The following is a 12,618-nucleotide window of genomic DNA, read 5'->3' on the forward strand; positions in this document are numbered from 1 at the left end:
CAATTACTTGTAAACCATTTGGCCAGAAGGCGCGTACTTATTCACGTCAACCGGGCTATTCGCTTCTAGGTACTCTTTCAGTACTTCAGCATCAACAAAACCAGTATTCACGTAACCTGGGTGGTCAGACAGTTTAGGGTAACCGTCACCACCAGCAGCGTTAAAGCTTGGTACTGTGAAGCGGTATGTTTCGTCTAAACGCAGCTGTTTGCCACCGATGAATACATTCGATACTTCACCGTTTGCTACTGTCATAGAGATACCAGCAAACTGAGCATAAGCACCAGAATCGATTGGTTTCGTCGCCACGACATTTAGGTAATCTAAAACCTCTTTACCCGTCATATCAGTGTAAGTCAGGATGTTTGCAAAAGGTTGTACTGTTAGTACATCTTTGTAAGTCACTTCACCCGCTTCAATTGAGTCACGAACACCACCAGAGTTCATTACAGCGAAATCTGCTTTTGCGCGCTCCATGTGAGAGGTTGCAATCAAACGACCTAGGTTAGTTTGTTGGAAGCGAACGACGTTACGGTCACCTTCAAGCTTGCCATTTGTATCAGCGATTTTAACTTCTAACTGAGCTTGACCTTGCTCTTGGAATGGACGTAGGAATTCAAGTAGCTCTGGATCTTGTGCGATTTCGTCTTGAATAAGAACACGTTGCTTCTTGCCGTCAATCTTAACTTTCTTCTTAAGGTTAACAGGAACTAGATCGTAGCTAACCATCTCTAGTTCGCCATTACGGAATTCGTAATCAGCACGGCCTACATACTTGCCCCACTCGTGAGCTTGAACGATATAAGTACCATTTTGAACGTCTGGTTTACATTCATCACCCGGTTTGAAGTTTTTCTTAGCAACGTTAGGGCCTTCCATACATACCGGCTCTTGAGAGTGGCCACCAACGATCATATCTAGATCGCCTTCATTTAGGTAACGGGCTAGTGCTACATCACCTGGTGCGTTGACACCGCGTTGGCCATTCTCGTAGTGACCCATGTGAGTCACTGCGAAGATGAGATCTGGCTTCTCAGTTTCTTTAAGTTCAGCGATCAGTTTTTTCGCTTCTTCTTTAGGGTCACGGAAGTCGATGCCAGCGATAAACTCTGGGTTACCAATTTTTGCTGTATCTTCAGTGGTTAGACCGATAACTGCAATCTTGATACCTTGCTTTTCAAACATCTCGTAAGCTTGGAACTTACGTTCGCCCGTAGCTTTATCGTAGATGTTTGCTGACAGCATTGGGAAGTTAGCCCAATCGATCTGCTTTTGTAGTACGTCTAGTGAGTTATCAAACTCATGGTTACCCAGTGCCATTGCATCGTAACCAATCTTGTTCATACCTTTGAAATCAGGTTCTGCATCCTGAAGATCTGACTCTGGCACACCCGTGTTGATGTCACCACCAGATAGAAGCAACACGCTACCGCCTTCAGCTTCAACTTCTGCACGAAGTTGGTCAACAAGCGTTTTACGTGCAGCCATGCCGTATTCGCCGTATTTGTTCTGCCAGAAACGACCATGGTTATCGTTCGTGTGAAGAATCGTTAGCTTATAAGTTTCGTCTTGGTTCCAATCATGAGCTGATTGAGACGCACACCCAGCTAGAGTAGCTAGAATTGCAGCACTTAGTGCTGTCTTTAGAATAAGGCGTTGCTTCATTGTCATACCTTTGAACTTTTTAGGGGAATCCACTGCTTTTTTAATCTATTGCGACCCCTTTCCTGGAGTTCGAACAATAAGACTTCAACATGACTAATCTTAAATTAACATTTTAGATGTAACACGACGATTTCATATTTATGTCGAATTGGTCACGCATAGATCAACAGTTAAGTGTAACAAAATTATGAGATTACACTCAAACTTCCCCTGCATCACAGGCAATCGTTTACTTACAAAGTGTGATACACATCAGCAATTTACCAAAAACAGGACAGACCTCACACACTCATGCCTATTTCTTAGGTCATCAAAGGCTTTGTTAACAATGATTTAATCATCTCCTCTGATTAGCGCTCTACCAAACAGAGACGTCCCCAACGATACAAGCTGATGCCCAGATAAACAAAAACGCCCAACTCTTAGAGTTAGGCGTTTATTTGGTACCGTTAAATAACCACTTTAACTAATTCATATTAGCGAGTTACTTAACATCAGCTTCAGCTATTTAATATCGATGTGCTCAAAGCCTTTGATAAGATCATCCAGTGCTTTCATCTGCTTCAAGAACGGCTCTAGTTTGTCTAGAGGTAGCGCAGAAGGGCCATCACAACGAGCTTGGTCTGGGTTCGGGTGCGCTTCAATAAATAGACCAGCAATACCTGTTGCAAGACCAGCTTTTGCTAGTTCAACCGTTTGCTCACGACGACCGCCAGATGCAGCACCTGATGGGTCACGCATTTGTAGAGAGTGCGTCACGTCGAAGATGATAGGGCTACCGTTTGAAGACTTCTTCATTACGCCAAAGCCAAGCATATCAACGACAAGGTTGTCGTAACCCATACAAGCGCCACGCTCACAAAGGATGATGTTGTCGTTACCACACTCAGCGAACTTATCAACGATGTTGCCAACTTGGTTCGGGCTCATGAACTGAGGCTTCTTCACGTTGATTACTGCGCCAGTCTTAGCCATTGCTTCAACAAGATCAGTTTGACGAGCTAGGAATGCAGGTAGTTGGATTACATCAACCACATCTGCAACAGGTTGAGCTTGAGCTTCTGTGTGAATATCAGTAATGATCTTCACGCCGAAAGTGTCTTTCAGCTCTTGGAAGATTTTAAGACCTTCTTCCATGCCTGGACCACGGTATGAATGAACTGAGCTGCGGTTCGCCTTATCAAAAGACGCCTTAAATACGTAAGGAATACCCAGCTTCTCTGTTACTTTCACATAGTGCTCACAGATCTGCATAGCGAGATCGCGAGATTCAAGAACGTTCATGCCTGCAAATAGCGTAAATGGCTTGTCGTTAGCAATTGGCATATCGCCAATGTGAACTGTTTTCTGTTCCATCATATTCTCTCTAAATAATTATTAATTAGTGAACAACCACGGTCTTTTCGTTCATGACATTCACTTGAGATTTCAGTAACTCAGATGCCGGGTCATCTGGGCATTGGTCGATAAAGTATTGATAATCCATTGCAGCAACTTGATGACAGTCTAGCTGCTGGTAGATAAAACCGCGGTCACGGATTTCATATGGGTCATCCGGTACAAAGGTTAAAGCAAGATCAGTACACTTCAATGCAAGCGTATAGCGCTCTTCTCTCAGCAGTGCACTCTTAAGCAGTGCTAACCACTTACCAATAATCGTTGGGTGGTCTGCAACTTCTAAGTGTTCAGGTTTCACCTTAGCTAATGGACCGTCATGTCCAATTAACCATGCTCGCAAGGTTTGTTCACCAACGTACTCACCGTTATAAGGGTTAATATAGGCCGCAGCTTGCCCGTACCAGCTTACTTTAAGTAAGAATTGAGTAGGGAAAGATACACCCTCTACAGGAAAGCCTAGCTTGCGACCTAGAAAAAGAAAGACCGCTCCCAGACTCACAGGAATGCCTTTCTTTCTCTCAAGCACTTTATCGATGAACGCGTTTTCCGAAGAGAAATACGCATCTTTATCACCAGCAAAACCCCATTCATAAAAGAATAGTCGAATAAAAGATTCAAACTTCTGCTGTTCATCGGTTTCATTAACCAAAGCAAACTCGGCGTCTTTTAACAATCTAGCCAGCTCTTGCTCTGCCCAGCTGTCTTGAGTTTCTGGGTTAATCGCTTTATTTAAGATCAATGCACCTTCAGCTAACTCTAGCTGGTCAAAGTCTTCATCAAAAAATTCGTACATAGGTAGTTAACCGAAATAAGGAGATAATTAACCGAAAAATGTTGGTGTCTTCGTCATTGCGATTTTACCAGCCATTGCTAGCCAACCTAACGCACCAAAGAAAGAGAACACTCTTAATAGGTTGTTTTTACCTAACTTAAGTGCAAAGAAACCTAATGCGATGTAGGCCATTACGCAGGTTAGTTTTTCAGTTAACCATGGTGCGGCTGGTGTAAATGGAATAAAGCCAGTGATAAAAATCAAACCAATACCCGATAGCAACAGCAACGAGTCATTGATATGAGGGAAACGCTGCAAGAAAGGATGTTTAAGCTTCGGCGAATTGGCCATCATAAGAGCGAATCGAATCGAAAGAAGTAGCGCGCTTATCGCAATCGTTAATAGGTGAAAATGTTTTAGACCTTCGTACATGGTATTCCTTTATATTTTTATATGTGCTTTCGTTAACACGAGCCTCACAATACCCGTTAATGCCCTATGTTTCTTCGTTAAATGCATTACCGAGTTAAATGTATTGTCGAGCTAAAGGTATCAATTTGGCAAGTTCATTGTCTATTACTCATAAGCGAATATCCGTAATCGAATACAGCTACGAACTATGAACAATAACGACCCAATGTCACTCGGTCATTACCACCGTAATCTTTCTCTGTTACAACATCGAGATAACCGAGCGTCTGCATAATCTCACGAACTGCCGAGCCTTGGTCATAGCCGTGTTCAAATGCTAACCAACCTTCATTTTCCAAAAAGCCGCGTGCGTTTTCAGAAATGTATCGGATATCAGCAAGCCCTTTCTCTTCAGCAACTAGTGCTGTGATCGGCTCAAAACGCACATCGCCTTGAGACAAATGAGGATCATTCTTCTCAATGTATGGCGGGTTAGAGACAATCAGAGAGAACTTCACAGTTTCCTCAGAGCTCAAAGGCTCAAACCAACTGCCGTGCAAAAAAGTAGCGTTGGTGATGTTTAAACGTTGTGCATTCTCTGTCGCAAGCTGCTGTGCTTCAGGGCGAAGATCAATCCCCGTTACCGGTCGATTCGGCATCTCAGACGCCAATGCTAACGCGATAGCACCTGTACCTGTACCTAAATCTAGAATCGCACCTTGCTTGCCGTAAGTTTTATCCAAAGCTACCTCAACCAAACGCTCAGTATCTGGGCGTGGGATTAAGGTAGAAGGGGAAACTTTTAACGGCAGTGACCAAAACTCACGCTCACCGATAATGTAAGCCACAGGCTCACCAGTTAAGCGACGTGTTAGAAGGGCATTGAATTCAGACTCTTGCTCTGAGGTGAGGTGTTTCTCAGGCCAAGTAAGCAGGTAAGATCTTGGTTTATCTAAGGCGTGACAAAGCAGTACCGCGGCATCAATTGAGGGTGATGTGTTATCACCCTCTTGAAGCTTTACGATTGCTGCTTTTAAAGCACTTTCAACCGTATATGCTGACTGCATACAGGTTAGTTGTTCTCTGCAAGTGCAGCAAGCTGATCGGCTTGGTGCTCTTGAAGTACAGGATCAAGCAAGCTTTGCATGTCACCTTCAAGTACTTCGTTAAGACGGTAGATAGTAAGGTTGATACGGTGATCCGAAACACGACCTTGTGGGTAGTTGTACGTACGAATACGGTCACTACGGTCACCAGAACCTAGTAGGTTACGACGTGTATCAGAAACAGCTGCCGCGCGGCGCTCTTCTTCTGCTTGAACAATACGAGCAGCAAGAACAGCCATCGCTTTCGCTTTGTTTTTATGCTGAGAGCGCTCGTCCTGACACTCTACTACTGTACCCGTTGGTAAGTGAGTAATACGGATTGCTGAATCCGTAGTATTAACGTGCTGACCACCCGCGCCTGATGCACGGAAAGTATCAATTTTAAGATCGCCCGCTTTAATTTCTGGAAGATCAGCTTCTGGGATTTCAGGCATAACGGCAACCGTACATGCTGACGTATGAACACGGCCTTGAGACTCAGTTTCAGGTACACGTTGTACACGGTGACCGCCCGACTCAAATTTCATTGTGCCGTAAACAGCATCGCCACTAACCTTAGCGATCATCTCTTTGTAGCCACCTTGTTCAGAAGCATTACTGCTCATGATTTCAACGCGCCAGCCTTTCTTCTCAGCAAACTTAGAGTACATACGGAACAGGTTGCCCGCGAAGATACCCGCTTCATCACCACCCGCGCCAGCACGGATTTCAAGGAAACAGTTACGCTCATCGTTTGGATCTTTTGGAATCAGAAGAATCTGTAGCTCATCAGTCAAACTTTCAATCGCCGCTTTTGCGTCTTTGATTTCGTCTTGAGCCATTTCACGCATTTCAGCGTCATCTTCATTTGCCATCTCTTCAGCAGCTTCTAGATCTTCTTGAGCTTGCTGGTATGACTGGAAGCAAGCTGTCACTTCTTCTAGTTGAGAGTACTCTTTAGAAAGTGCACGGAATTTGTCTTGATTCCCGATTACATCTGGATCACCAAGTAGATGTTGAACTTCTTCATAGCGTTCAACAAGTGTTTCAAGCTTTACTAGAATCGAGGCTTTCATAATGTCTTATTCTGTTGGAGGTCTAATATTATTGAGGGTTTTCTAAGCCCAAACTCTGTCTAATGACCATTAATTTTGCAGGTTCTCCTTGCTCTGCTGCACTTTGAAGTGCACGCGTTGGAGCATGGATCAATTTGTTTGTGAGCTTATTACTTAGCTCAAGTAAGAGTTTCTCAGGGTCACCACCAGCGGCAAGTGATTGTAAACTCTTACTTAATAATTCTTCTCGGATTTCATTGGCCGATTTGCGATAGTCACGAATACTGTCTACCGCTTGCAGTGAACGCATCCAACTCATGAATGCCGCACTTTCTTCGCTAACTATTGCTTCCGCTTGAATCGCTTCCACTTTGCGTTGTTCAATGTTGCCATCAACAATCGACTGCAGATCATCCACTGAATAAAGGTAGGCGTCGTTTAACTCACCGACCTGAGATTCCACATCACGCGGAACCGCAATATCAACCAACAACATAGGTTGATGTTTTCTTGTTTTCAGTGCGGTCTCCACCATACCCTTACCAATAATAGGTAACGGACTGGCGGTTGAACTGATCACGATATCCGCTCGATGCAGATGATCAGGGATCTCATTGAGGCTGATCACTTCAGCACCAAACTCTTCAGCCAACCCTAAAGCACGCTCACGAGTTCGGTTAGCCACTATCATCTTGGTGCAGCCATTCGCTGAAAGATGCTTAGCCACCAACTCAATCGTTTCACCCGCACCCACCAATAACACAGTTGAATCGGCAATTGATTCAAAAATATGTTTGGCTAACGTACAAGCTGCGTAAGCAACCGAAACCGCGCTTCCGCCGATCTCCGTTTCAGTTCGAACACGCTTCGCGACAGAGAATGATTTCTGAAACAGCTTTTCCATTGAAGCATCAACAGATTTGTTCTCTCGCGAGTCTGTATAAGCTTGCTTCACCTGACCTAAGATCTGTGGCTCGCCCAATACTAAAGAGTCCAAACCACAAGCTACACGCATTAAATGCTTAATCGCAGCCTGCTCTTCATGGATATAAAGACTTGGTTTTAGCTCTTCAGGACTAACTTGATGGAAAACTGACAGCCAATCGATCAACTTGTTTTTTGCCACGCCTTTGACGTCACAATACACTTCAGTTCGATTACAGGTAGAAAGTATGACACTTCCATTTACGTGTGCATTTGCGTTAAGTTGCTTGAGTGCCTCAGATAATTTATCTGGACCAAAAGCGACTTTTTCTCGCAATTCAACCGACGCTGTATTGTGATTGATACCTACGGCAAGCAAAGACATGTATCAGAAGTTCTCGATCAGGGAATGGAAACAAGGGGCGAATTTTACTTGATGCATGGCTCTATTTAAAGAGCAAGCGGGATTTGTTTTCCTGACTTCGTGAATTCAATGCTATAGTTGAGACGTTTTTTAGATAAATTTGAACAAGTTGTGAGCAAATATGAGCAAGCTTCGTAAAATCACGTCTCTTATTTTTATGACCATAATTATGGTGGGTTGCTCGTCTATCCCAGAACAACCGACCAGTGTAGAGTGGCAAAGTCACCAAAACCGCCTTCTACAGATAGAAAACTACCAAGCCTCAGGCAAGCTCGCTTACATTTCTCCAGAGCAACGCCAAAGCCTTAATTTCATTTGGAAGCACTCCCCAAATCAAAGCCAATTAAGACTGACCACTTTCCTTGGTCAAACCGCCTTGAACCTCACGATTGACAGCTCGGGTGCCAAGGTAGTCACTTATGATGATCAGGTATTCACTCACGCAAGTGCATCTGTATTGGTAGAGCAACTAACTGGGTTGCAGATCCCTATTGATCATCTGCCACAATGGTTTCTTGGTATTCCCGACCAAGCAGACAGCTACCAATTGAACACCACCAACACGCTTGAATCTCTGTCTAAACAAGTCAGCAGTCAATTATGGACACTGAATTTTGCTAACTACCGAAATACAGAAATGCCGAGTAAACAGCTATCGGGTGAAGATAACGCGAGCGTAGAGACAATTCCCCTCCCTACTCGATTGTCATTCAAGCAAGACGAGAACAAAATCAACATTGTAGTTTCGAAGTGGACACTGAAAAAATGATAACAACGCCAACGCACTGGCCTTCGCCAGCTAAGCTGAATTTATTTCTCTATATTACTGGCCGACGCGACAATGGCTATCACGAACTTCAGACCCTATTTCAATTTGTCGACTTTGGCGATGAACTTACGGTTACCGCAAACCGAGAAACAAGCTCGATAACAATCACACCTGAAATTCCAGGCGTTGCGACAGAAGATAACCTGATTTGGAAAGCCGCTACTGCTCTTCAACAATATACGTCGACGACTTTCGGTGCGGATATTCAATTAAAGAAAGTTCTTCCTATGGGAGGCGGTATTGGCGGAGGCTCTTCAAATGCAGCAACTGTATTAGTCGCGCTGAATTATTTATGGCAACTCGATCTTTCAGATGATCAGCTCGCCGAAATCGGTTTAAAGCTTGGAGCAGATGTCCCGGTATTTGTTCGTGGTCATGCTGCCTTTGCTGAAGGCGTTGGCGAACAGCTACAACCCGCTAATCCGAATGAAAAATGGTATCTTGTGGTTAAGCCTCAAGTGAGCATAGCAACGGTAGACATATTCACACACTCAAAATTAACTCGAAACACGCCAAAGCGAGCGTTATCAACGCTTCTAGAGCAAGAATACGTAAACGATTGCGAAAAAATTGTGCGAATGCTGTACCCAGAGGTTGATAAGCAACTTTCATGGCTGCTACAATACGCGCCGTCGAGATTGACTGGCACAGGTTCGTGCGTTTTTGCTGAATTTAACAGCAAAAAAGAAGCCGAATTGGTGCGAGAACAACTGCCTGACACAGTTTCCGCTTTCGTAGCGAAAGGAAGAAACATTTCTCCTTTAAAAGAAACTCTGGCTGAATACCAATCAGCCCACCCACAATCTATTTAAAACTGGACGCAACCCGAGGTTTCCACCGTGCCTGATATGAAGCTATTTGCTGGTAACGCAACACCTGAACTAGCCCAACGTATTGCTGATCGTCTATACATCTCTCTTGGCGATGCTACTGTAGACCGTTTTTCTGATGGCGAAGTCGCTGTTCAAATCAATGAAAACGTTCGTGGTAGCGATGTATTCCTGATTCAATCAACTTGTGCACCAACCAATGACAACCTAATGGAATTGGTGGTAATGATTGACGCAATGCGCCGTGCTTCTGCTGGCCGTATTACTGCTGTAATCCCTTACTTCGGTTATGCCCGTCAAGATCGTCGTGTACGTTCTGCTCGTGTGCCAATTACTGCAAAAGTTGTTGCAGATTTCCTTTCTAACGTTGGCGTTGACCGCGTTCTTACTATCGACCTACACGCAGAGCAAATCCAAGGCTTCTTCGATGTACCTGTTGATAACATCTTCGGCACTCCAGTTCTTCTAGAAGACATGGCTAACCGTGGTCTAGAAAACCCAGTTGTGGTTTCTCCAGACCTTGGTGGTGTTGTACGTGCTCGCGCAACGGCTAAAGCGCTAGGTGATGTTGACATCGCTATCGTTGATAAACGTCGTCCACGTGCTAACGTTTCTGAAGTAATGAACCTAATCGGTGATGTTGAAGGCCGTGACTGTGTTATCGTTGATGACATGATCGATACTGGTGGCACACTATGTAAAGCAGCTGAAGCGCTTAAAGAGCGCGGTGCTAAGCGTGTATTCGCTTACGCAACTCACGCTGTTTTCTCTGGTACTGCTGCGAACAACATCAAGAACTCTGTTCTAGACCAAGTTATCGTAACGGATTCTATCTCTCTATCTCCAGAGATGGCTGCGACTGGTAAAGTGACAACACTTAGCCTTTCTCGCATGCTTGCTGAAGCGATTCGTCGTATCAGCAATGAAGAATCAATCTCAGCGATGTTCAACTAATCCAAGCCTTATAGCTTTTTACAAAAGCTTGGTTTTAGAAATACGCAAGAGAAAGACATTAAGCACTTCAGTCAATGAAGTGCTTTTTTTATGTCTGAGTAATATTGCACTGCTAGTTATGACAAACAGGAATAATCGCGCAGCTATCAGCTAGCTCGCACCTTTTTCATAAACTGTGATATCATACGGCGCTTTTTGAAATCCCGAGAGAGATCCATACCTTGAGCCAACAAATAAAACTTCTCGTTGGACTGGCTAATCCAGGTCCAGAATACGCCAAAACTCGCCACAATGCGGGTGCTTGGGTAGTTGAAGAATTAGCGCGTGTACATAACGTGACACTAAAGAACGAACCAAAGTTCTTTGGCCTAACGGGTCGTATCATGGTTCACGGTGAAGATCTTCGTTTGCTGATCCCAACGACTTTTATGAACTTGTCAGGCAAAGCAGTTGCAGCCTTAGCAAAGTTCTACCAAATTAAACCAGAAGAGATCATGGTCGCTCACGATGAGTTAGATCTTCCTCCTGGTATTGGAAAGTTTAAAAAAGGTGGTGGTCATGGTGGACATAATGGTCTGAAAGACATCATCAGCAAGCAGGGTAACAATAAAGAATTCTATCGTCTTAGATTAGGCATCGGCCATCCAGGACACAAAGATAAAGTTGCAGGTTATGTATTAGGCAAAGCTCCTCAAAAAGAGCAAGAGTGTATCGAGGCCGTCGTTGACGAATCGGTTCGCAGCCTAGACATCTTATTAAAAGATGGCCTACCAAAAGCACAAAATCGCTTACATACGTTCAAAGCAGAATAAGGTTTATATCATGGGTTTTAAATGTGGCATCGTTGGTCTACCAAACGTTGGTAAGTCAACTCTGTTTAACGCACTGACTAAAGCAGGCATCGAAGCAGCAAACTTTCCATTTTGTACGATCGAACCAAACACAGGTATCGTTCCGGTTCCAGATCTACGCTTAGATGCATTAGCAAAAATTGTTAATCCACAGAAGATCCTTCCAACGACAATGGAATTCGTAGATATCGCGGGCCTAGTGGCTGGCGCATCTAAAGGTGAAGGTCTTGGTAACAAGTTCCTAGCTAACATCCGTGAAACTGACGCTATCGGTCACGTTGTACGCTGCTTTGAAAATGAAAACATTGTTCACGTTGCTGGTAAAGTATCTCCAATCGAAGATATCGAAGTGATCAACCTTGAACTTGCACTGGCTGACTTAGACAGCTGTGAGCGTGCAATTCAACGTAACGCGAAGAAAGCAAAAGGCGGCGACAAAGACGCTAAATTCGAAATCACTGTACTAGAAAAGCTACTTCCAGTTCTAACTGAAGGTGGTATGGCGCGTACTGTTGAACTTGGCAAAGAAGAAGCGGCAGCAATCGGCTACCTAAACTTCCTAACGCTTAAGCCAACCATGTACATCGCAAACGTTGCAGAAGATGGTTTTGAAAATAACCCATACCTAGACGCTGTTCGTGAATACGCTGAAAACGAAAACAACGTAGTTGTTGCAGTTTGTGCAGCAATCGAATCTGAGCTTTCCGAACTTGATGACGAAGATCGCGAAGAGTTCCTAGCGGATATGGGTATCGAAGAACCAGGTCTTAACCGAGTGATCCGCTCTGGTTACGAACTACTGACTCTTCAAACTTACTTCACTGCTGGCGTTAAAGAAGTTCGCGCTTGGACAATCCCTGTAGGTGCAACTGCGCCACAAGCAGCGGGTAAGATCCACACAGACTTCGAGAAAGGCTTCATCCGTGCAGAAGTAGTAGGATTTGATCACTTCATCGAGTTTAACGGTGAGAGCGGTGCGAAAGACGCAGGTAAATGGCGCCTTGAAGGTAAAGAATACATAGTTAAAGATGGTGACGTTGTTCACTTCCGCTTCAACGTATAATTCTGATTAAACATCTAGAAAAAAGGCCAGTGAATTCACTGGCCTTTTTGTTTTTCTCCTTTCTAAATTGCCCCTCATCAGAAACTTAACTTCCTATATATATCGCCTTTTAGACCTGTTTTTTGTCGACAAATACGCCTCTTTGCCTAAAAAGAAACCGAACAGATGTTTATTCGCGATTTATTCAAAAAAAAAGTTGACGGGTTTCGCTCAACTACGCATAATGCGCCCCGTTCACAACGAAGCGGCAACGTCTCGAAATGAACGACAATTTGGAAATGGCTACTTAGCTCAGTTGGTTAGAGCACATCACTCATAATGATGGGGTCGCAGGTTCAAATCCCGCAGTAGCCACCA

The 12,618-nt window shown here is 44.2% G+C and carries 12 protein-coding genes and 1 tRNA gene; 6 read left to right on the top strand and 7 right to left on the bottom strand.

Features of this window, described 5'->3' with window-relative positions:
• Nucleotides 1-3 precede the first annotated feature (3 nt).
• The 7 genes from ushA to hemA all read right to left on the bottom strand — a co-directional run bounded on the left by ushA (nucleotide 4) and on the right by hemA (nucleotide 7,695).
• Nucleotides 4-1,665: a bifunctional UDP-sugar hydrolase/5'-nucleotidase UshA gene (ushA, locus tag QQ041_RS01940; RefSeq protein WP_123322811.1), complete on the bottom strand. Its 1,662-nt coding sequence runs from the start codon at nucleotides 1,663-1,665 to the stop codon at nucleotides 4-6.
• A 504-nt stretch (nucleotides 1,666-2,169) separates the two neighbouring features.
• Entirely contained in the window at nucleotides 2,170-3,024 is an 855-nt protein-coding gene (gene kdsA / locus QQ041_RS01945) for a 3-deoxy-8-phosphooctulonate synthase (protein ID WP_017069619.1), read from the bottom strand.
• Between the two features lie 22 nt (nucleotides 3,025-3,046).
• Nucleotides 3,047-3,856: a SirB1 family protein gene (locus QQ041_RS01950; RefSeq protein ID WP_285952997.1), complete on the bottom strand. Its 810-nt coding sequence runs from the start codon at nucleotides 3,854-3,856 to the stop codon at nucleotides 3,047-3,049.
• 27 nt (nucleotides 3,857-3,883) lie between these two features.
• Nucleotides 3,884-4,267: a SirB2 family protein gene (locus QQ041_RS01955; RefSeq protein ID WP_060467244.1), complete on the bottom strand. Its 384-nt coding sequence runs from the start codon at nucleotides 4,265-4,267 to the stop codon at nucleotides 3,884-3,886.
• Nucleotides 4,268-4,452: 185 nt separating this feature from the next.
• A complete protein-coding gene (prmC, locus tag QQ041_RS01960) occupies nucleotides 4,453-5,313 on the bottom strand; it encodes a peptide chain release factor N(5)-glutamine methyltransferase (protein WP_285952998.1) in 861 nt (286 codons plus the stop codon).
• A gap of 5 nt (nucleotides 5,314-5,318) precedes the next feature.
• Nucleotides 5,319-6,407 carry a peptide chain release factor 1 gene (gene prfA, locus QQ041_RS01965; RefSeq protein ID WP_285952999.1) on the bottom strand — a complete coding sequence of 363 codons (1,089 nt, stop codon included), beginning with the start codon at nucleotides 6,405-6,407 and terminating at the stop codon, nucleotides 5,319-5,321.
• Between the two features lie 28 nt (nucleotides 6,408-6,435).
• Nucleotides 6,436-7,695, bottom strand: coding sequence for a glutamyl-tRNA reductase (hemA, locus tag QQ041_RS01970; protein ID WP_060983584.1), 1,260 nt, complete (start codon nucleotides 7,693-7,695; stop codon nucleotides 6,436-6,438).
• 160 nt (nucleotides 7,696-7,855) lie between these two features.
• On the opposite strand from hemA, the gene lolB reads away from it, so the two are divergent.
• The 6 genes from lolB (at nucleotide 7,856) to QQ041_RS02000 (ending at nucleotide 12,618) form a co-directional block, all read left to right on the top strand.
• Nucleotides 7,856-8,503, top strand: coding sequence for a lipoprotein insertase outer membrane protein LolB (gene lolB / locus QQ041_RS01975; protein ID WP_146492352.1), 648 nt, complete (start codon nucleotides 7,856-7,858; stop codon nucleotides 8,501-8,503).
• Nucleotides 8,500-9,375, top strand: coding sequence for a 4-(cytidine 5'-diphospho)-2-C-methyl-D-erythritol kinase (gene ispE, locus QQ041_RS01980; RefSeq protein WP_285953000.1), 876 nt, complete (start codon nucleotides 8,500-8,502; stop codon nucleotides 9,373-9,375). The genes lolB and ispE overlap by 4 nt, the downstream gene beginning before the upstream one ends.
• A gap of 27 nt (nucleotides 9,376-9,402) precedes the next feature.
• Nucleotides 9,403-10,347: a ribose-phosphate pyrophosphokinase gene (locus QQ041_RS01985; RefSeq protein WP_004739814.1), complete on the top strand. Its 945-nt coding sequence runs from the start codon at nucleotides 9,403-9,405 to the stop codon at nucleotides 10,345-10,347.
• Between the two features lie 221 nt (nucleotides 10,348-10,568).
• Nucleotides 10,569-11,159, top strand: a complete 591-nt coding sequence (gene pth, locus QQ041_RS01990) for an aminoacyl-tRNA hydrolase (RefSeq protein ID WP_004739815.1) — start codon at nucleotides 10,569-10,571, stop codon at nucleotides 11,157-11,159.
• A gap of 10 nt (nucleotides 11,160-11,169) precedes the next feature.
• A complete protein-coding gene (ychF, locus tag QQ041_RS01995; RefSeq protein ID WP_010439159.1) occupies nucleotides 11,170-12,261 on the top strand; it encodes a redox-regulated ATPase YchF in 1,092 nt (363 codons plus the stop codon).
• Between the two features lie 280 nt (nucleotides 12,262-12,541).
• Nucleotides 12,542-12,618: transfer RNA gene (locus QQ041_RS02000), tRNA-Met, on the top strand.

The sequence above is a fragment of the Vibrio sp. TMPB1044 genome (genome assembly GCF_030442075.1).
Lineage (GTDB): Bacteria > Pseudomonadota > Gammaproteobacteria > Enterobacterales > Vibrionaceae > Vibrio > Vibrio satsumensis.